We start from the raw sequence: 18,454 nt of genomic DNA, 5'->3' as shown, positions 1-18,454 counted from the left end.
GCCCGTCGTACCGTCCCTGTCCCTGTCACTCCCAGGATCACGGGGGCTCTGGGTGTCCTTGCGGGGGCGACGCAAGGTGGAGGCATGACGACCTCCACGACCTCACTCCCCGGCGGCACCTGGACGATGGGCGACCTGACGGTCACCCGCGTCGGGTACGGCGCCATGCAGCTCGCCGGTCCCGGCGTCTTCGGGCCGCCGGCCGACCACGACGGAGCGCTCGACGTGCTCCGGACGGCGGTCGAGCTGGGCATCACCCACATCGACACCAGCGACTTCTACGGCCCGCACGTCACCAACCGGATCATCAAGGAGGCGCTGCACCCCTACGCCGACTCCCTGACCATCGTGACCAAGGTCGGTGCCCGACGTGACGCCGAGGGTGGCTGGCCGCACGCGCGGGCGCCGCACGAGCTGCGCCAGGCCGTGCTCGACAACCTGGAGAACCTCGGCCTCGACACTCTCGACGTCGTCAACCTGCGCCTCGGCGCCGTGGAGGGTCCGGAGCCGGGCTCGTTGGCGGAGCCGTACGGCGCGCTGGTCGAGCTGCAGCAGGAGGGCCTGATCCGGCACCTCGGACTGTCGACGGTCAACGCCGAGCAGGTCGCGGAGGCCCAGGCCATGGCGCCGATCGTCTGCGTGCAGAACCTCTACAACCTCGCCCGCCGCTCGGACGACGAGCTGGTCGACTCCCTGGCCGAGCAGGGCATCGCGTACGTGCCGTACTTCCCGCTCGGCGGCTTCTCGCCGCTGCAGTCCTCGGCGCTCTCGGCGGTGGCCGAGCGGCTTGACGCCTCGCCGATGGCGGTCGCGCTTGCCTGGCTGCTCCAGCGCTCGCCCAACATCCTGCTCATCCCGGGCACCTCGTCCGTCGCGCACCTGCGCGAGAACGTCGCCGGTGCGGGGCTGGTGCTGTCGCCCGAGGACGTGGCCGAGCTCGACGCGATCGGTCGCTGACGGCGTACTCCTCGGGCACTTCGTGAACTCCTCAGGCACTGCAATGCCCGAGAAGTTCAGGGATACCCGGTTAACCGGGTATCCCTGAAGCGGTCAGGCAGCCGTCGTCATCCGACGCGCCTGCTGCTGCAGACGAGCAGCGGCGGCGCGGCGGACCTTCGGGCCCTTGGTGGTCATCGCCCAGAGGAGCTTGGCCTGCTCGGGCGCGTTCTTGACGGTGGTCGTCGCCATCCAGCCGTTGGGCAGCGAGAGCCGGACCACCTTGTGCCAGGCCGAGTAGACCTGCTGCGGCAGCGGCGCCTCGTGGTAGTTGAGGCCGTACTTGTCGAAGAGCGCGTGCACCTTCGGCGCGACCTCGGCGTAGCGGTTGGACGGCAGGTCGGGGAAGAGGTGGTGCTCGATCTGGTGCGACAGGTTGCCGCTCATCAGGTGCATCGCCTTGGAGCCGGAGATGTTGGCGGAGCCGAGCATCTGGCGCAGGTACCACTCGCCGCGGGTCTCGTTCTCCGGGATCGACTTCCGCTCGAAGGTCTCGACGCCCTCGGGGAAGTGACCGCACATGATCACCGAGTGCGACCAGAGGTTGCGCACCAGGTTGGCGGTGAAGTTGGCGGCCAGCGTCGGCAGGAAGCCGCCGAACGGGATCGCGAGCGCCGGGTTGACGACGTAGTCCTTGGTGGCCTGCTTGCGGATCTTCTTGAGCGTCTTGCGGGCATTGGCCTTGAAGGTCTCGCTGCGCTTCTCCTTCGGGACGGCCAGGTTCTTGCCGAGCTCGAGGTCGTACGCCGCGATGCCGTACTCGAAGAAGCAGGCGTTGATGAAGTTCCACAGCGGCTGGGCGAGGTACATCGGGTGCCAGCGCTGGTCCTCGTCGACGCGCATGATGCCGTAGCCGAGGTCGTTGTCCTTGCCCACGATGTTCGTGTACGTGTGGTGGATCTCGTTGTGCGAGTGCTTCCAACCCTCGGCGGTCGACGCGTTGTCCCACTCCCAGGTGGTCGAGTGGATCTTCGGGTCGCGCATCCAGTCCCACTGGCCGTGCATGACGTTGTGGCCGATCTCCATGTTCTCGAGGATCTTGGCGACCGACAGGCCGACCGTCCCGAGCACCCAGAGCGGCGGCAGCGCCGAGCCGAGGAGCACCGCGCGGCTGGCCAGCTCGAGGCGGCGCTGCACGGTGACGATGTTGCGGATGTACGCCGCGTCCTTCTCGCCCCGGCTGTCGAGCACGTCCTGGCGGATCGCGTCGAGCTCGAGACCCAGGGTCTCGATGTCCTCGGGGGTGAGGTGGGCGGTCGGGTTGACGGGCTTCTTGGTGATCGTGGTCATCGTCACTCCTAGTGGTCGATGTGGCACGGCCCGGCGGCCGCGTTGATGCAGGTCTGGATGCGTACGCCGCCGGGCCCGGTCTCGCCGGGGACCGCGACGGTCAGCGCGCCGTTGCGCAGGTCGCGCACGGCGCCTTCCCTCATCGGGACGACGCAGCCCATGCAGATGCCCATCCGGCAGCCGCTGGGCATCAGGACGCCGGCGTTCTCCGCCGCGTCGAGGATCGGGGTGGCGCCGTCGGCCTCGACGACCGTGCCGTTGGCGAAGGTGACCGTGCCACCCTCACCCGCCACGACGGTCGCGGGACGGAAGCGCTCGGTGGTGAGGACGAGCTCGCGGCCGACGTAGTGCTCCTCGAGCGCGTCGAGCAGCCCGGCCGGCCCGCAGGCGTACGCCGTGCGCTCGGCCAGGTCGGGCACGATCTCGTCGAGGTCGTCGACGTCGAGCATGCCGTGGGTGTCGGTGTGCAGCTCGACGAGGCGCAGCCACCCGGCGGCGTCGTACTGCCGCAGCTCGCTGCCGAAGATCACCTCGGCCCGGGAGAGGGCCGAGTGCAGCAGCACGATGTCGGTCTTCGGGCGCTCCGCGCGGGAGAAGAGGTTGCGCAGCATGCCGATGACCGGGGTGATGCCGGAGCCGGCGGTGACCAGCAGGAGCTTGCCGGGGATCGGCTGCGGGAGCACGAACTCGCCCTGCGCCTGGTCGAGCTGGATCATCTGGCCGGCGCGGGCGCCGTGGACGAGGTACTGGGAGACGACGCCGTCGGGGATCGCCTTGACGGTGATGCTGATGCGGCGGTCTGCGCGCGGGCCGTGCGTCAGCGAGTAGGTGCGCCAGAGGCGGACCCCGTCGACGTCGACGCCGACGCGGACGTACTGGCCGGGCACGTGGCCGGACCAGTCGCGGCCTGGCTGCAGCACGATGGTCGCCGACTGGTGGGTCTCGGCGCGGACCTCGACGATCTTGGCCCGGAGGTCCGCGCCGCGGCGCAGCGGGTGGAAGACGTCGAGCACGTCGCTCAGCTCGAGCGGGGTGACCGCGGCCTCCGCGACCCGGCGCAGGCTGTCCCGCAGCGAGCGACCGCGGGTGGACCGCGTCGTGGTGGAGGGGAGGGCGATGCTCATGTACTCCAGTGTGCTGCTCACAGCGCGCAAGAACATGACCGCAACACGTGAAGATCTGTGTCACAGTTGTTCGCAGATGATAAAAAGGACCGATGGTGACCCCTCGACGTACCGCAGATCACGGAATCCGGCTGCCTCCGCTCGCCGTGGAGCGGATGCGCGGGGAGCTGCCCGACGTGGCCGAGCACGTGGTCGCGGCCATCATCGACGAGGTCCCCAGCTACACCGACGCGTTCAGCGGGCCGATGGGCGAGACCATCCGCAACGCCGTGCAGCTCGCGCTCGGCGGCTTCCTCTCGCTGGCCAGCGGCAAGCGCGGCACCGACGTCTCGACACCGGCCGCGCCCGCGGTCGAGGGCGCCTACCAGCTCGGCCGGGGTGAGGCCCGGAGCGGGCGGACGACCGAGGCGCTGCTCGCGGCGTACCGGATCGGCGCCCGGGTCTCCTGGCGCGAGATGTCGACGACGGCGGTGCGCAACGGGCTGGACGCCGAGACGCTGGTCGCGTTCGCGGAGCTGGTCTTCGCCTACATCGACGAGCTGTCCGCGGCCAGCGTCGCCGGCCACACCGACGAGCTCGCGACGACCGGTCGGGTGCGGCAGCGGCGGCTGGAGCGGATTGCCCACCACCTGCTCACCGGCTCCCCGGTGGAGACCGTCCAGGCCGCCGCGGAGCGCGCCGGGTGGGAGCAGCCCGTGACGCTGACCGCGGTGATCGTGCCGGAGTCGCAGCTGCGGCCGGTGCTCGCGTCCGTCTCACCGGGCACGATCGCCGCCACCGACGCACCCGACCTCGAGGAGAGCGTGCTGCTGCTCGTGCCGGACGCGCACGGCCACCGGCGTACGGCGCTGCTGCGCACCCTCGGCACCCGCGGCTGCACGGCCGGTCCTCCCCGGCCGTGGCTCGAGGTGCGCGCGTCGTACGACCGAGCCCTGCGCGCCCGCGCCGCCGGCCTCGACCTGGACACCGAGGCGCACCTGGTGCCGCTGGTCCTCGACGCCGACCCGGCCGCACGCGCGGACCTGCGCACCCAGATGCTCGCGCCGCTCGCCGACCTGCGGCCGGGCACGGCCGAGAAGCTGGCCGACACCCTGCGCTCGTGGCTGCTGCACCAGGGCCGGCGCGAGGACGTCGCCGCCGACCTCTTCGTGCACGCCCAGACCGTGCGCTACCGGATGGGCCAGCTGCGCGAGCTGTACGGCGACCGCCTCGACGACCCGGAGACGGTGCTGGCCCTCACGGTCGCTCTCGGATAGATCTCGAGATTTCTCCATCCGATCCTGGATCGGCTCCGAACCACCGGTGCAACTGCACCTAGCGCGGCCGTCCGGCCGCCGATTTCGGGGAGGGAAACCCAGATGATCAGGAAGCACACCGTTGCCGCCGGCTTCACCGCCGTCGTCCTCGCAGCCACGGGCACCGTGGCCGCCGCACCCGGCGCCCAGGCGGCGTCAGGCACCAGCGAACGAGCGCGTACGACGAGTCTCGCCGACGTGCTCGCCGCCGATGGCCACCGCTTCGACAAGAAGTGGGGGGACTTCGACATCCTGGACGCGGCGGTCACCGCCGTGCTCGCCGAGAAGCCGAAGAGCCCGGTCGGCGTGCTCGCCAAGCGGAAGGCCAAGCTCACGGCGTTCCTGCCGACCGACCGCGCCTTCCGAGCGCTCGCGAAGACGCTCACCGGCAAGACGCCGAAGACCGAGAAGGCGACGTTCAACGCACTCGCGAAGGCCGCCGGCATCGACGTGATCGAGACCGTGCTGCTCTACCACGTCGTCCCCGGCAAGACCCTCGGCGCGAAGAAGGTCCTCGCGGCGGACGGCAAGAAGCTGAAGACCGCACAGGGCGGCAAGATCACCGTCCAGGTGAAGGGCAAGAAGGTCACGCTCGTCGACGCCGATCCCGACCTGGCGAACCCGCGCGTGATCGCGACGGACATCAACAAGGGCAACCCGCAGATCGCGCACGCGATCAACCGGGTGCTGCTGCCGATCGACCTCTGACGCATCGCCGGGACGTCATGCGAATCGTGGCCTTCCGTGGCTCGATTCGTATGACGTCCCCTCAGGGCCGCTCGCCCGGAGGGTCCTCGCCCACCAGCCCGTCGACCGACTCGCGGATCAGGTCGGCGTGGCCGACGTGGCGGCCGTACTCCTCGATCATGTCGAGCACCATGCGCCGCACGTTGGCGTGCTCGCCCTCGTCGTTGGCCGCCTCCGTGAGCCCGCCGAGGCCGCCGTCCGCGATCGCCTCGGCGACCAGCGCCTGACCCTTCGCGACCGACTCCTGGAAGAGCGCCTCGAGCGACTCCGGGGTGTCGTCGTCCTCGACCCGCCAGTGCCAGCCCTCGTCGTCCCAGTCCGCGGTGTCGAACGGCGCGAAGGGCGCGCGCCCGTGCATCTTGAACGAGAAGGTGATCGCCTCGACCACCGCGAGGTGCTTGAGCAGCCCGCCCAGCGTGATCGTCGAGGGGCCGAGCGTGGCGCGGATGCCGGCGGCGTCGAGCCCGCCGCACTTCCACAGCAGGTAGCCGCGCATCCGGTCGAGCGACCCGATCAGGGCCTCGACCTCGGTGCCGGCGAGTGGGGGTTCCTGTCCGATGTTGATCTCCGTCATGTACGGCACACTAGGGTCATTCCCGGACGATCTACTTCCCCGACCGCCCGAGCGTTGCGCGCGCTCGAGCTGATCCAGGCGCGCCCGGGGATCACGGCCGACCAGCTCGGCGCCGGGCTCGGCGTCACCGGCCGCGCGGCCCGGCGGTACGTCGCGATCCTGCGCGAGGCCGACCTGCCGGTCGAGTCGGTGAGCGGCCCGTACGGCGGCTACCGGGTCGGGCGCGGGCTGCGGCTGCCCCCGCTGATGTTCACGGCGGCCGAGGCGACCGGCCTGGTGATGGCCACGATCGAGGGGCACCGTGGCGCGGCCGACCCGGCGGACGTCGTCGGTGGGGCGCTCGCCAAGATCCTGCGCGTGCTGCCGGAGCGGGTCGCCGTACCCACCCCGACGTCGTCGGGTGACACGGCCACGCACGAGCACCTCGAGCGGCTGCTGGCCGCGTGCTCGGCCCGACGGGTGCTGCGACTGTCCTACCGGACCGGCCGGCGCACGTCGGTGATGGAGGTCGAGCCGTGGGCCGTCGTGCTGCGGCACAGCCGGTGGTACCTGCTCTGCTGGTCCCGCAGCCGCGAGGCCCAGCGCGTGCTGCGGGTCGACCGCGTCGAGTCGACGGAGCCGCTGGCGGAGACGTTCGAGCCGCCGGACGACCTGGACGCGATGCGCACCGTCGAGGAGCACTTCTCGCAGGGCTGGAGGTACGCCGTCGAGGTGGTCGTCGAGGCACCGCCGGAGCAGGTCGAGCGGTGGGTGCCGCGCAGCTTCGCCCGGCTGGAGGCGCTGCCCGACGGCCGGACCCGGATGGTCGCGACCACCGACGACCCCGACTGGTACGCCCGCCACCTCGCCCTGATCCCGGTCCGCTTCACCGTCGTCGGCGACGAGGTGCGCGCGGCGCTCGCCGGGCTGGCGCAGCGGTTGGACGCGGCGGCCGGGTCCGCGACCTCCGGTCGTGAGTCTCAGCGGGCGCTGTCGACCTGACGGTCCAGCTCGGCGAGCAGCTCGGCGCGAAGGTCGTCGTGCTGTGGCCCGGTGCGGTGCTCGGCGGTCACCAGGCCCTGCAGATGGTGGAGCTGGGCGGTCCGACCCACGATGTCGGCCGGCTCCCACTCGTAACGGGGCGTGACGTGCGCGTGCAGGAACGCGTCGGTGTTGCCCTGGATCTCCAGGTTGATCCGGCGAAACCGGGGGTCGCGGCGGGCGCACACCGCGGCCACCGTTCGCCCCAGGATCGCCATGTCCTCGAGGAAGACGACCTGCTGCGCCGGCGACAGGTCGATCAGCTGGTCGGCGTCGGGGTCGTCCGTGATCAGCACGCAGTAGCCCGGCAGATGCTGGACGTCCGCGATCACCGCGAAGCCCGCTCGCATGCGTCGGAGCACCATCGGGTTGGTGCCGGCCAGCGCCGTTCCCACGTAGTCGTCGCGGTAGTCATCGGTCATGCGTCCTCCCGCAGGGCCGCGTCCAACGCCGCGTCCACGTGCAGCTGCGTGGTCGGGAAGACCGGCACCGAGGTGTCGTCGGCGCCGACGAGGAGCTCGATCTCGGTGCAGCCGAGGACGATGCCCTCCGCGCCGCGGGCGACGAGACGCTCCATCACCTGGGCGTACGCCGTGCGTGACTCGTCGCGGACGACGCCGAGCACCAGCTCGTCGTAGATCACCCGGTGGACGACCTCGCGGTCCTCGGGCGGCGGCACCAGCACGGCGATGCCGTGCCGCGCGATCCGGTCGACGTAGAAGTGCTGCTCCATGGTGAACCGGGTGCCGAGCAGACCGATCGTCGTCAGCCCGGCACGTCGGACGGCGGCGGCGGTGACGTCACCCAGGTGCAGGAGAGGTACGCCGGTCGCCGCCTCGATCGCCGGCGCCACCTTGTGCATCGTGTTGGTGCACAGCACGAGGAGCTCGGCGCCGGCCGCCTCGAGCCGCTTCGCCTCGCCGGCGAGCACCTCGCCGGCGCGGTCCCAGTCACCGGCGCGCTGGAGCTCCTCGATCTCGGCGAAGTCGACCGAGCTCATCAGGACCCGCGCGGAGTGCAGCCCGCCGAGCCGCTCGGTGACCCCGCGGTTGAGCAGGTCGTAGAACAGCGCCGAGCTCTCCCAGCTCATCCCGCCCAGCAGGCCGATGCGTCGCATGGTCACAGACCCTGCCAGGACGGCTTCCCGGCGTGCACCTCGCGGTAGTAGTCGAGGCGCTCCAACCCGGACGCTGCCTCGGCGTCGAGCAGCACGGTGGCGTGCGGGTGCAGCTGGAGCACGGATGCCGGGCACGACGCGGACAGCGGACCCTCGACCGCGGCGGCGACCGCGGCCGCCTTGCCCGCACCGGTGGCGATCATCAGCAGGTGCCGCGCGCGCAGGATGGTGCCGAGGCCCTGCGTCAGCACGTGCCGCGGCACCTCGTCGACCGAGCCGAAGAAGCGCGCGTTGTCGCGTCGGGTCTGGTCGGTGAGGGTCTTCATCCGGGTGGCGGAGGCCAGCGACGACCCGGGCTCGTTGAACGCCAGGTGCCCGTCGGCACCGATCCCGAGCACCTGCAGGTCGACGCCGCCCGCGGCGACGATCGCCGCCTCGTAGCGCGAGCCCGCGTGCTGCGGGTCGCCGGCATCGGGCGACGCCACCCGGTCGCGGTCGATCCCCAGGTCGTCGGTCAGCTCGCGGAAGATCGTCTCCCGGTAGGTCTCGGGGTGACCGACGGGCAGGCCGACGTACTCGTCCAGCGTGAAGCAACGGACCTCGCCGTACGACGGGCCGGTGCCGGCGCGGTGGCGGCGGACGAGCTCCTGGTACGTCGAGAGCGGGCTCGAGCCGGTCGCCAGCCCGAGCACCGCGGACGGCTGCGCGCGCATCAGCGCCTCGATCGCGTCGGCGGCGAGCTCCGCAGCGACGCCGGTGATCACGACCTCCATCCGAGCTCCTCCAGGTCGATGGTCTCCTCGCGGGCCGGCAGGCCGAGCAGCGAGAGCGGCGTGGTCGTGGCGGTGGCGACCGCGTCCTCGACCGAGCAGCCGGTCTGGGCGACGAGGTGGCGCAGGCACCCGAGCAGCGAGGCGGCCGAGCCGGCGAGGGTCCCGTCGTGCAGGCGGACCGTGCCGTCGGCGACGACGACCTCCTGGTCGCCGAGCCGGGTCGGGCCGTCGGGCAGGCCGAGAGCCGCGGTCGTGTCGGAGACCGAGAGGAAGCGGGTCGGGCCGAGCGCACGCCAGGCCGCCCGTACGAAGTGCGGGTCGAGGTGGTGGCCGTCGACGATCAGGCCGGCGACGAGGTCGTCCCCGCCCATCGCCACACCGACCGGACCGGGCTCGCGCGGCAGCAGCGGCGCCATCGCGTTGCCGAGGTGGGTGACGCAGCGGGCACCGGCCTCGACGGCGGCCACCACGTCGGCGGTGGTGGCCGCGGTGTGCCCCACCGACACGACGATGCCGCGCGCGACGAGCCGCTCGATCACCGCGAGCGCACCGGGCAGCTCGGGCGCGATCGTCACCATCGCGACCCCGGCCTCGCGCGACCAGCCGTCGACCAGGTCGAACGACGGCGCGCGCAGCCAGTGCTCCGGGTGCGCCCCCTTGCGGCTGGGCGCGATCATCGGCCCCTCGAGGTGCAGGCCGAGCGGCTCGGCGCCCACCCAGCCCGCGGGCGGTCCGGCGGCGAGGGTCGCGAGCGCCACCTCGCGCGCGGCGGGGTCGCTCGTGATGACGGTCGGCGCGAACGCGACGACGCCGTACGCCGGGAGGGCGGCCGCGACCTCCCAGAGCCGGTGCGGCTCGGCGGTGAGGTCGATGCCGGCGGCACCGTTGACCTGGAGGTCGACGAGGCCCGGGTGGGTGCTCATCGACCGAGGAACGCCGCGCCGACGGCCGCGACCGGGTAGTCGGAGGGGACGACGCTCAGCCGGCCCGCGAGGTCGAGCGAGGCCAGGAAGGGCGAGCTCGCGGCCTGCTCGAGCAGCGCCTGCGCGACGGCGTCGCGCAGCGGCTCGCCGAGCTGCGCCACGCCCCCGCCGAGCACGATGCTCGCGGGGTCGACGGCCAGGCTGAGCACCCGGATCGCACTCGCGACGCCGCGCGTGAACCGGTCGCGGACCACGACGGCCGACGGGTCGCCCGAGCGGGCGGCCTCGAAGAGCGCCTGGGCCGGCGGGACGTTGCCGGACGGCCACGCCGCGGCCAGGGCCGAGCCCGACGCGATGGTCTCGAGGCAGCCGCGCTGGCCGCACTGGCAGACGTTGCCCTGCGGGTCGACCGGCACGTGCCCGATCTCGCCGGCGGCACCGTGCTCGCCGCGCCGCAGCCGGCCGTCGAGGACCAGGCCGGCGGCGAGGCCGGTGCCGATGCTCAGGTAGACGAGGTCGTCGGCGCCGCTCAGCGCCGCGGCACCGAGGGTGGCGGCGTTGACGTCGTTCTCGAGCACGACCGGGACCCCGAGACGCGCGGCGAGGAGGTCCCGCAGCGGCAGCCAGTCGCCGTCGACGCCCAGGTTGACGGCGTGCTTGACCGAGCCGCGCTCGACGTCGACGAGGCCGGGGATGCCGACCCCGACGGTGCCGGCGAGCGACTGGCCGGTCGCGTCCCGCAACGCGTCGAAGACCCGGGCGGCGGAGCCCACGATGCCGTCGGCGCCGGGCTTGGTCGGCTCGCGCACCTCGGCGAGGATCCCGCCGTCGGCGTCGAGGACGAGCCCGAGAGTCTTGGTCGCCCCGATGTCGAGGCCCACACTCAGCGCGGCGGTCACCGCTCCCACCCGGCCTTTCGCAGCAGTTCGGTCACAGCGGCCGCACCGGGACGAGAGTAGCCGCGCGCGCAGATCCGCGGCACCGGCCCGCCGTACGGTCCAGGCCAGCCCCACTCCACCACGACGGCCGCGCCGTCGACCACGATCTCGGGCCGCCGGTGGAGGTCGCGCACCTGCAGCACGACCGGCCGGCCCGGGGGCACGGGCTCGCCCGGCGCGATCACGACGTCAGGGGTCAGGCCCCAGGGCACCTCGCCGATCGCGATGTTGGCGGCCGAGGCGACGCTGACCACCACGGCACCGCCGAGGTCGGGCAGCTCGCCGTCGACGGTCACCGCGCGACGAGCGCCGTCGAGCTGCGCGTCCGCGTCGACGTCGTACGCCGTGGGCGCGGCCAGCCCGTCGAGCATCCGGTCGATGCGCGCGGCCGCCTGCTCGAGGCGCTCCCGCGACAGCCGTCCGTCGTGCACGGCCGCGACGATCGCGTCCTGCGTCGCGCGGACCAGCGCGGCCGGCTTGTCCGAACCGATGCACAGCAGGTCGGCACCGGCGGCGAGCGAGAGGACGGCCGCCTCCGGGATCCCGCGACCGGCGGACGCGCCGGCCATGTCGAGGGCGTCGCTGACGATCACGCCGTCGTACCCGAGCCGGTCGCGCAGCAGCCCCAGCACCGGTGCGCTGAGGGTGCCGGGCAGCTCCGCGTCGAGGGCGGGCACGACGATGTGCGAGGTCATCACCGAGGCGATCCCGACCTCGACCGCCGCCGCGAACGGCACCAGCTCGCGGGCGGCCAGGGTCGCCAGGTCGACGTCGACCGTCGGCAGCTCGAGGTGGCTGTCCTGGGCCGTGTCGCCGTGGCCCGGGAAGTGCTTGGCGCAGGCGGCGACACCCGCCTCCTGCAGGCCGGTCACCCAGGAGGCGACGTGCGCCGCCACGCGCGCCGGGTCGGTGCCGAAGCTGCGCGTGCCGATCACCGGGTTGTCCGGGTGCGAGTTGACGTCGGCGACGGGGCCGAAGTCGAGGTTGATCCCGGCGGCGGCCATCTCGGTGCCGATCGCGCGCCCGGTGTCACGGGTGAGGGCGAGGTCGTCGGCCGCGCCGAGGGCCGCGGGCCCGAGCACCGGGCTGCCGTCGAGGGCGTGCAGACGGGTGACGTCGCCGCCCTCCTCGTCGACGGCGATGACGGCACGCGGGTTGGCGGCCCTGATCGCCGCACTGAGCTCGGCGACGGCCGGCGGCCCGCCGGCGGTGTTGCTGCCGAAGTAGCAGACGCCGCCGAGGCCCTCGGCGAGCAGCCCGGCGTAGTCGTCGGGGAGCGTCGTACCGGCGAAGGCGGGGAGCTGGACGCGGAGCGCCAGGGTGGGGACCGAGCTCATCCCTTCACCCCGCCCGCGGTGAGGCCGCTGACCATCCGCCCCTGGACGACCAGGAAGAAGATGATGACCGGCACGGCGATCAGCGTGGAGCCGGCCATGATGCCGCCCCAGTCGGTGCCGCGGTTGACGTCGGTGAAGGTCGACAGCCACAGCGGCAGCGTGCGGTGGTCCTCGCGGGTCATCACGATGAGGGCGAGGGAGAACTCGTTCCATGCCTGGATGAACCCGAAGACCCCGGTGGCGACCAGGCCGGGCGCGAGCAGCGGGAAGGTGATCCGGAAGAACGCCTGGGTGCGCGAGCAGCCGTCCATCATCGCGGCCTCCTCGAGCTCGTAGGGCACCCCGGCGACGAAGCCGCGCAGGGTCCAGATCGTGAAGGGCAGGACCAGCGAGACGTAGACCAGGCTGAGGCCGACGACCGTGTTGAGCAGGTCCATGGTCTCCAGCATCTTGTACTGGGAGATGAAGAGGCCCTCGACGGGGATCATCTGGATGACCAGCAGGGTCACGATGAAGGACATCCGGCCGCGGAAGCGGAAGCGCGACACCGCCACGGCGGCGACGAACGCGAAGGCGAGCGCGACCACGATGGTCAGCAGCGTGACCATCAGGCTGATCTTCATCGCGTTGACGAACTGGTCGGTCTCGAAGACAGTCCGGAAGTTGTCGAGGTCGCCGCCGAACGGCACCCAGGTCGGCACCGGGTTGCGGATCTCGTTGCGGTCCAGGAACGAGCTGTTGATCATCCAGTAGACCGGGAAGGCGGCGACCACGAAGGCGACCAGGCCGACGACGTTGGCGGTGACGCGGAGAGGACGGCTGACGGGGCGAGGCATGTCAGTCCTCCCCTTCCTGCTTGAGCATGGACCGGACGTACGGCGCGGTCAGGACCACCGTGAGCACGAGCATGAAGACGGCGACGGCCGCGGCCATGCCGAACTTCCCGCCGCCGATGCCCAGGCGGTAGATGTAGGTGCCGAGCAGGTTGGTGTCCCGGGTCGACCCGCCCGCCTGCTGGAGGATGTAGATCTGCGTGAAGACCCGCAGGTCCCAGATCACCTGGAGCAGCGCGACGACCAGCAGCACCGGGCGGATGGTCGGGAGCACGATGTTGCGCAGCCGTCCCCAGCCGCCGGCGCCGTCGATCTCGGCGGCCTCCATCAGCTCCTCGGGGACCTGGGTGAGCGCGGCGTACACCGTGAAGGCGACGAAGGGGACGCTCATCCACACGACGATCACGGTCGCGACGAAGAAGAAGGAGAGCGGCTGCAGCAGCCAGGAGTGGCCCTCGTAGTCGAAGCCGAGCTCGGTCAGGACGTAGTTGACGACGCCGTACTGGGTGTCGAAGAGCCACTGCCACACGGTCAGCGAGGCGACGACCGGCATCGCCCACGCCAGCAGGAGACCCGTCTGCAGGAGCAGCCGCACCCAGCGCGACATGTGCCGCATCAGCAGGGCGAGCCCGACCCCGATCGCCATCGTGGCCGCGGCGTTCACGAAGCAGAACACCAGCGACCGGAGGGTGACCCGCCACAGGTAGGGGTCGGTGATCAGCTCGCGGTAGTTGTCGGTCCCGACCCACTCCGGCGGCTTGCCGAACTGCTGGGCCAGGCCGAAGTCCTGGAACGAGAGCACGACCTGGCGCACCAGCGGGTAGCCGAGGGCGACGGCGAGCGCCACGGCGGCCGGCACCAGGAGCAGGTACGGCAGCGCGCTGCGGCGGGGCTTCGGCGGGCGGCCGAAGTCGGTGGTCATGTCGGTCATCGTCCCCCCTCCTCGGTGTGGGCATGGCACGGCCGGGGCGGCGGTTCGCACCGCCCCGGCCGTACGTGCTGGGTGTCGCTCGTGGTGGCGGTCAGCCGTTGAGCTGCGAGTTCATCTGCTCGTCGGCCTTGGCGGCCAGCTCGGCGGGGTCGCCGCCCTGCGCCAGCGCGCTGAACAGGTCCTCGAGGACCCGCGATCCCTCGACGTTGGCCCAGCCCGGAGCGGCCGGGGTGAGCTTGGCGTTCGAGGCGGCCGCGATCGTGGCCTGGGCGAACTCGTCGTCACCGAGGAGCGGCGCCAGCGAGGTGAGGGCGGGCGTGAGGCCGGCCTTCGCCATGATCGTCTGGTAGTCCTTGCTGAGCATCAGCGCGACGGCCTTCTGGGCGAGGCCCTGGTTGGCCGACTTGGCCGCGATCGCGATGTCGGAGCCGCCGAGGAGCACCGGGGCGGGCTGGCCGTCCGAGCCCGGCAGCGCGAAGACACCGATCTCCTTGCCGTACGTGTCGGGGCATCCGGTCTTCGGGTCCAGGATCAGGCCCTTGATCCAGCCGGGGGCCGAGACCATGCCGATCTCACCGGCGCAGAACGGCGTCCACGAGTCGGCCTCGTTGCCGTCCTTGGCCGCGCCGGAGGCCTCGGAGAAGAGCTTCTGCGCGGTCTCGAGACCGGCGATCGACTCCTCGGACTCCAGGGAGCCCTTCCACTCGCCGCCGTCGTCGGTCGCGAGGTCACCGCCCTTGTCCCACACGAAGGCCGCGCCGTTGCGCCAGTCCTGACCCGGGAACCAGAAGCCGGAGAAGTTGGCCGGCTTGGGGTTGGCCTTCTTCAGCTTGATCGCGTCGTCGATGAACTCGTCCAACGTGGTCGGTACGGCGGTGATGCCGGCCGCCTCGAAGAGGTCCTTGCGGTAGAAGATGTACTTCGACCCGGCGTAGTACGGGACGGCGTACGTCTTGCCGTCGACCGTCGCGCCGTCGACGAACCCCTGGAGCAGGTCGTCGCCACCGAGCGAGGCGAGCTGGTCGGTCTGGTCGGCGAAGGCGCCGGCCGAGGTGAAGGTCGGGGCCTGGGTGTTGCCGATCTCGACGACGTCCGGGGTCTCGGACGCGCTCGACAGCGAGGTGGTGAGCTTCTCGACGAGGCCGTCCCACTCCTGCTGCTCGACGGTCAGCGTGGAGCCGGGGTTCTGCTCCTCGAAGGTCTTCTTCAGCCAGTCCCGCGCCTCCTGGGGCGTGTCCGTGCCGTTGAGCCAGACCCGGATGTCGGCCTTGTCGGGGCCCTTGCTCGACGAGTCACCGTCGCTGCTGTCGCTGCCGCAGGCGGCCAGGGTCGCCACGGCTGTCGTGGCGATGGCCACGACCGCCAAAGTCTTCTTGATGCGCACCGCTGTTTCCTCTCGTCGAGCTTCTCTTGCCGGGTGTGGTGGTGGTGCTGGTTCCGAGATCTGGTTCAGGAGACGCCGAGCTGTCCGGAGAGGACGAGCACGGCGGCCCCGACGAGGACGACGTCCTCGCCGAGCTGGGAGGTGCGGACGACCAGGCCGGCGGAGCTGACCGGCATGGTCCGCTCGCGGATGACCCGGTCGGTCGCCTCGCGCAGCGCGCCGTCGAGCAGCTCCTGCGGGCCGCTCAGCACGACCTCGTGCAGGTTGAGCGTCCCGACGACGGGCGCGAGTGCCACGCCGAGCTGCTCGCCGACCCGGCCGAGGACCTCGTCCGCGGTCTGCCCGGCCCGGCCGCCCTCGTCGAGGCGGCGGCGGAGGTGGGGGACGGAGAGGATGGTCTCCAGGCAGCCGGTGCGGGAGCACGCGCACCGCTCGCCGTCGGGGTCCACGACGACGTGGCCGATCTCGCCCGCGGCGCCGAGGTGGCCGTGCAGCAGGGAGCCGCCGAGCACCAGGCCGGCACCCACACCGGTCCCGACCCGGAGCAGCATCAGGCCGCCGTCGCCGGAGGCGCCGAAGGTGTGCTCGCCGAGGACGGCGGTGTTGGCGTCGTTGGCCACGAAGACGGGGACGCCGAGGGCGTCCGCGAGGCTGGCCGCCAGCGGGGTGTCGGTCCAGGCGAGGTTGGGCGCGTCGATGACGGTGCCGCTGGCGTCGACGACGCCGGGGCTGCCGACGCCGATGCCGAGCACCGGGCGGTCGGTCATCGCGATCAGCGCCGTGGCGAGCTCGTGGACCAGCGCGACGGCGGCCTCGCCGACGGCGCCGCCCAGCGGCAGCTCATGCCGGGCCTGCACCTGACCCGCGAGGTTGATCACCGCGCCGGTCATCCGGTCCGTGGCCGACAGGTCGATGCCGATCACGTGGGTCGAGTCGGCGGCCAGCCCGACCAGCGTGGGCGGCTTGCCGACCCGGCTCTCGACCGGCGCACCGAGCTCCTCGAGGAGTCCGTCGGTGACCAGCTCGCCCACGAGGTCGGAGACCGTGACCCGAGTCAGGCCGCTCGCGCGGGCCAGGTCGGCCCGGCTGGCCGGGCCCTCCCGGAACAGCTGCTGGAGCAGCAGGGACCGGTGGTGGCGGCGGGTGTCCTCCTGGAGGAGCTTGCCGCGGGGCCGGAGCTGCCGGCCGACCGGGGAGGTCTGGGTCACGTTTGTTAGTTCAGCGCACTTACATATTCGACGTCAAGCGTTTCCCCGAAATTCGCCGGGTCTCGATCCGGCTACGGCGCGAGCGACGGCGCGTCGGGCAGGGACAGCGTGAGCACGGCGTCCTCGACCAGCGGGTGCTTCTCGATGTCGGTCTCGACCTTCCGCAGGCGTACGGCGAGGTGCCCCTCGGTGTCGTCGCCGACCAGGTCCACGGCCGCGACGACGAAGACCCGCGCCGGGCCGACGTACTCCAGGTGCAGGTAGGTCATCCGCTCGACCTGCGGGTGCTCGAGGATGCCGGCGATGACCCGCGACCGGATCTCGGGCGTCGGGGCCTCCCCCAGCAGGTAGTCCATGTTGCGGCGGATCAGGAAGACGGCGACGAAAGCGAGCAGCACGCCGATGGCGATCGACCCGATCGCGTCGAAGATCGCGTTGCCGGTGAGCTGGTGCAGCCCGATGCCCGCGGCGGCGATGAGGATGCCGAGCAGGGCCGAGAAGTCCTCGAAGAAGACGGCCCGCAGCGTCGGGTTCGACGTCTGCGTGACGTAGCGCAGCGGGTGCATGCCGAAACGCTGGGACGCCCCGTGGATCTGGCGGCTGGCCTGCAGGAACGACGTCCCCTCCAGCAGGAACGCGATGCCGAGCACCACGTAGTTGACCAGGTAGCTGGTCTCCTCCACATCGGAGGACAGCTGCGTGACGCCGTGCCAGATGGAGACGACGGCACCGGCCGTGAAGAGGCCGAACGCCGCGACCATCGACCAGGCGTACGTCGCGCGTCCGTAGCCGCGGGGGTGCTCCTCGTCCCGGGGTCGGCTGCCGCTGCGCTCGGCGATCAGCAGGAAGACCTCGTTGCCGGCGTCCGCCCACGAGTGCGCGGCCTCCGCGACCATCGCCGCGGACCCGGTCAGGAGGGCGGCGGCCGTCTTGGCGATCGCGAGCACGGCGTTGGCGGTCAGCGCGACGATGACGGTCAGCAGGGACTCGCCTCCGGTCGACGCAGCGGGTTCGTCGCTGGAGGCCATGGTGGTCAGTATCCGCCCCGCCCGTACCGTCGGGCCCATGCTCCGCGCCTTGATCACCCTGACGCTGCTCGCAGGCGTCCTCGCCGGGTGCGGCAACGACACCGAGGCAGCGCCTGCGCCGGGCCCGGCCCGGACCACCGGCAGTCCCACCACCGCGCCCACGGCGTACGACCGGTACGTCGCGCTGGGCGACTCCTACACGGCGGGTCCGCTGATCCCGCCGACCGACACGAGCACCGCGTGCCTCCGGTCCGCCGTCAACTACCCGGCCCTGGTCGCGCAGGCGATGCCGGGGACCGAGCTCACCGACGTCAGCTGCAGCGGCGCCGACACCCAGGACATGACGGCCGCCCAGCGCGGGATGACCGGCTCGGTGCCGCCGCAGTTCGACGCGCTGCGCAAGGACACCGACCTGGTGACCATCGGCCTCGGCGGCAACGACGGTGGCCTCTTCGGCACCCTGCTCGGCCGGTGCACGCAGCTGCGCGCGTCGGACCCGACGGGCAGCCCGTGCGTCGCCGAGCTCGGCGGCCGGCTCGACCCGACCCTCGAGCGGACCGAGCACAGCCTCGTCCAGGTGGTCGCCGGCGTACGCCGTCACGCGCCGCGGGCGCGGATCCTGCTGGTCGGCTATCCGCAGATCGTGCCGGCGTCCGGCACCTGCGCCGACCTGCCGCTGGCCGACGGCGACTACGCCTTCGCCCGGCAGATCAACCACGAGCTGACCGAGGCGGTCGAGGACGCGGCCGACGAGGCGGACGCCGAGTACGTCGACGTCTGGGCGCCGAGCGCCGGCCACGACATCTGCGCCGACGACCCGTGGATCAACGGCCGGATCACGTCCGCCGACCGCGCGCTCGCCTACCACCCGCTCGCCGTCGAGCAGCAGCACGTCGCCCAGCTGGTGCTCGACGTGCTTGCTAGCGACCGGTAGCG

General features: G+C 72.1%; 19 protein-coding genes. 5 read left to right on the top strand and 14 right to left on the bottom strand.

Translation table 11 applies throughout. From position 1 onward, the window contains the following. Positions 1 to 84: 84 nt before the first annotated feature. Positions 85 to 957, top strand: a complete 873-nt coding sequence (locus ABEA34_RS13275; protein WP_345521772.1) for an aldo/keto reductase family oxidoreductase — start codon at positions 85 to 87, stop codon at positions 955 to 957. A gap of 93 nt (positions 958 to 1,050) precedes the next feature. Here the strand turns inward: ABEA34_RS13275 and ABEA34_RS13270 are convergent, their stop codons facing one another. Together ABEA34_RS13270 and ABEA34_RS13265 are read right to left on the bottom strand one after the other, a co-directional pair. Next, complete coding sequence (locus ABEA34_RS13270; protein ID WP_345521771.1) at positions 1,051 to 2,286, bottom strand: fatty acid desaturase family protein; 1,236 nt, start codon at positions 2,284 to 2,286, stop codon at positions 1,051 to 1,053. An 8-nt stretch (positions 2,287 to 2,294) separates the two neighbouring features. Beyond that, positions 2,295 to 3,410, bottom strand: a complete 1,116-nt coding sequence (locus tag ABEA34_RS13265; protein WP_345521770.1) for a ferredoxin reductase — start codon at positions 3,408 to 3,410, stop codon at positions 2,295 to 2,297. Positions 3,411 to 3,505: 95 nt separating this feature from the next. Between ABEA34_RS13265 and ABEA34_RS13260 the strand changes: the two genes are divergently transcribed. Both ABEA34_RS13260 and ABEA34_RS13255 read left to right on the top strand, forming a co-directional pair. Beyond that, positions 3,506 to 4,666: a PucR family transcriptional regulator gene (locus ABEA34_RS13260; RefSeq protein WP_345521769.1), complete on the top strand. Its 1,161-nt coding sequence runs from the start codon at positions 3,506 to 3,508 to the stop codon at positions 4,664 to 4,666. Between the two features lie 102 nt (positions 4,667 to 4,768). Beyond that, a complete protein-coding gene (locus ABEA34_RS13255) occupies positions 4,769 to 5,413 on the top strand; it encodes a fasciclin domain-containing protein (RefSeq protein ID WP_345521768.1) in 645 nt (214 codons plus the stop codon). Positions 5,414 to 5,474: 61 nt separating this feature from the next. On the opposite strand, the gene ABEA34_RS13250 is transcribed toward ABEA34_RS13255, so the two are convergent. Then, a complete protein-coding gene (locus ABEA34_RS13250) occupies positions 5,475 to 6,026 on the bottom strand; it encodes a mycothiol transferase (RefSeq protein WP_345521767.1) in 552 nt (183 codons plus the stop codon). Positions 6,027 to 6,080: 54 nt separating this feature from the next. Between ABEA34_RS13250 and ABEA34_RS13245 the strand changes: the two genes are divergently transcribed. Then, positions 6,081 to 7,007, top strand: a complete 927-nt coding sequence (locus ABEA34_RS13245) for a helix-turn-helix transcriptional regulator (protein WP_345521766.1) — start codon at positions 6,081 to 6,083, stop codon at positions 7,005 to 7,007. Here ABEA34_RS13245 and ABEA34_RS13240 read toward each other — a convergent pair. The 11 genes from ABEA34_RS13240 to ABEA34_RS13190 form a co-directional block, all read right to left on the bottom strand. Next, complete coding sequence (locus ABEA34_RS13240; RefSeq protein ID WP_345521765.1) at positions 6,986 to 7,468, bottom strand: diadenosine tetraphosphate hydrolase; 483 nt, start codon at positions 7,466 to 7,468, stop codon at positions 6,986 to 6,988. The two genes, ABEA34_RS13245 and ABEA34_RS13240, sit on opposite strands and share 22 nt — an antisense overlap. Beyond that, positions 7,465 to 8,163 carry an aspartate/glutamate racemase family protein gene (locus ABEA34_RS13235; RefSeq protein WP_345521764.1) on the bottom strand — a complete coding sequence of 233 codons (699 nt, stop codon included), beginning with the start codon at positions 8,161 to 8,163 and terminating at the stop codon, positions 7,465 to 7,467. Before ABEA34_RS13235 ends, ABEA34_RS13240 begins: the two co-directional genes overlap by 4 nt. Positions 8,164 to 8,165: 2 nt before the next feature. Then, positions 8,166 to 8,936, bottom strand: a complete 771-nt coding sequence (locus tag ABEA34_RS13230; RefSeq protein ID WP_345521763.1) for a glucosamine-6-phosphate deaminase — start codon at positions 8,934 to 8,936, stop codon at positions 8,166 to 8,168. Next, positions 8,924 to 9,859 carry an N-acetylglucosamine-6-phosphate deacetylase gene (locus ABEA34_RS13225; protein ID WP_345521762.1) on the bottom strand — a complete coding sequence of 312 codons (936 nt, stop codon included), beginning with the start codon at positions 9,857 to 9,859 and terminating at the stop codon, positions 8,924 to 8,926. Before ABEA34_RS13225 ends, ABEA34_RS13230 begins: the two co-directional genes overlap by 13 nt. Further along, positions 9,856 to 10,767, bottom strand: a complete 912-nt coding sequence (locus ABEA34_RS13220) for an ROK family protein (RefSeq protein WP_345521761.1) — start codon at positions 10,765 to 10,767, stop codon at positions 9,856 to 9,858. Before ABEA34_RS13220 ends, ABEA34_RS13225 begins: the two co-directional genes overlap by 4 nt. After that, entirely contained in the window at positions 10,755 to 12,134 is a 1,380-nt protein-coding gene (locus ABEA34_RS13215) for a glycoside hydrolase family 3 protein (RefSeq protein ID WP_345521760.1), read from the bottom strand. Before ABEA34_RS13215 ends, ABEA34_RS13220 begins: the two co-directional genes overlap by 13 nt. Beyond that, complete coding sequence (locus tag ABEA34_RS13210; protein ID WP_345521759.1) at positions 12,131 to 12,970, bottom strand: carbohydrate ABC transporter permease; 840 nt, start codon at positions 12,968 to 12,970, stop codon at positions 12,131 to 12,133. The genes ABEA34_RS13215 and ABEA34_RS13210 overlap by 4 nt, the downstream gene beginning before the upstream one ends. 1 nt (position 12,971) lies before the next feature. Then, positions 12,972 to 13,898 (bottom strand): carbohydrate ABC transporter permease, encoded by a 927-nt coding sequence (locus ABEA34_RS13205; RefSeq protein ID WP_345521758.1) that lies wholly within the window; start codon positions 13,896 to 13,898, stop codon positions 12,972 to 12,974. A 91-nt stretch (positions 13,899 to 13,989) separates the two neighbouring features. Then, the gene (locus ABEA34_RS13200) at positions 13,990 to 15,282 is read right to left on the bottom strand and encodes an extracellular solute-binding protein (protein ID WP_345521757.1); all 1,293 of its coding nucleotides are present in this window, start codon (positions 15,280 to 15,282) and stop codon (positions 13,990 to 13,992) included. 65 nt (positions 15,283 to 15,347) lie between these two features. Further along, the gene (locus ABEA34_RS13195; protein ID WP_345521756.1) at positions 15,348 to 16,490 is read right to left on the bottom strand and encodes an ROK family protein; all 1,143 of its coding nucleotides are present in this window, start codon (positions 16,488 to 16,490) and stop codon (positions 15,348 to 15,350) included. A gap of 71 nt (positions 16,491 to 16,561) precedes the next feature. Further along, a complete protein-coding gene (locus tag ABEA34_RS13190) occupies positions 16,562 to 17,518 on the bottom strand; it encodes a cation diffusion facilitator family transporter (protein ID WP_345521755.1) in 957 nt (318 codons plus the stop codon). A 37-nt stretch (positions 17,519 to 17,555) separates the two neighbouring features. On the opposite strand from ABEA34_RS13190, the gene ABEA34_RS13185 reads away from it, so the two are divergent. After that, entirely contained in the window at positions 17,556 to 18,452 is an 897-nt protein-coding gene (locus ABEA34_RS13185) for an SGNH/GDSL hydrolase family protein (protein WP_345521754.1), read from the top strand. Positions 18,453 to 18,454: the final 2 nt, after the last annotated feature.

Origin of the sequence: Nocardioides conyzicola, assembly GCF_039543825.1 — a bacterium.
Taxonomy (GTDB): domain Bacteria; phylum Actinomycetota; class Actinomycetes; order Propionibacteriales; family Nocardioidaceae; genus Nocardioides; species Nocardioides conyzicola.
Note: the sequence above shows the minus strand (reverse complement) of the source record. Positions and strands in the feature narration are given on the sequence as shown.

What these genes read in the sequence shown, in the direction of transcription:
- ABEA34_RS13275 (WP_345521772.1), top strand. Translation starts at nt 85, where the DNA reads ATGACGACCTCCACGACCTCACTCCCCGGCGGCACCTGGACGATGGGC.
- ABEA34_RS13270 (WP_345521771.1), bottom strand. Translation starts at nt 2,286, where the DNA reads ATGACCACGATCACCAAGAAGCCCGTCAACCCGACCGCCCACCTCACC.
- ABEA34_RS13265 (WP_345521770.1), bottom strand. Translation starts at nt 3,410, where the DNA reads ATGAGCATCGCCCTCCCCTCCACCACGACGCGGTCCACCCGCGGTCGC.
- ABEA34_RS13255 (WP_345521768.1), top strand. Translation starts at nt 4,769, where the DNA reads ATGATCAGGAAGCACACCGTTGCCGCCGGCTTCACCGCCGTCGTCCTC.
- ABEA34_RS13250 (WP_345521767.1), bottom strand. Translation starts at nt 6,026, where the DNA reads ATGACGGAGATCAACATCGGACAGGAACCCCCACTCGCCGGCACCGAG.
- ABEA34_RS13240 (WP_345521765.1), bottom strand. Translation starts at nt 7,468, where the DNA reads ATGACCGATGACTACCGCGACGACTACGTGGGAACGGCGCTGGCCGGC.
- ABEA34_RS13235 (WP_345521764.1), bottom strand. Translation starts at nt 8,163, where the DNA reads ATGCGACGCATCGGCCTGCTGGGCGGGATGAGCTGGGAGAGCTCGGCG.
- ABEA34_RS13230 (WP_345521763.1), bottom strand. Translation starts at nt 8,936, where the DNA reads ATGGAGGTCGTGATCACCGGCGTCGCTGCGGAGCTCGCCGCCGACGCG.
- ABEA34_RS13225 (WP_345521762.1), bottom strand. Translation starts at nt 9,859, where the DNA reads ATGAGCACCCACCCGGGCCTCGTCGACCTCCAGGTCAACGGTGCCGCC.
- ABEA34_RS13215 (WP_345521760.1), bottom strand. Translation starts at nt 12,134, where the DNA reads ATGAGCTCGGTCCCCACCCTGGCGCTCCGCGTCCAGCTCCCCGCCTTC.
- ABEA34_RS13210 (WP_345521759.1), bottom strand. Translation starts at nt 12,970, where the DNA reads ATGCCTCGCCCCGTCAGCCGTCCTCTCCGCGTCACCGCCAACGTCGTC.
- ABEA34_RS13205 (WP_345521758.1), bottom strand. Translation starts at nt 13,898, where the DNA reads ATGACCGACATGACCACCGACTTCGGCCGCCCGCCGAAGCCCCGCCGC.
- ABEA34_RS13190 (WP_345521755.1), bottom strand. Translation starts at nt 17,518, where the DNA reads ATGGCCTCCAGCGACGAACCCGCTGCGTCGACCGGAGGCGAGTCCCTG.
- ABEA34_RS13185 (WP_345521754.1), top strand. Translation starts at nt 17,556, where the DNA reads ATGCTCCGCGCCTTGATCACCCTGACGCTGCTCGCAGGCGTCCTCGCC.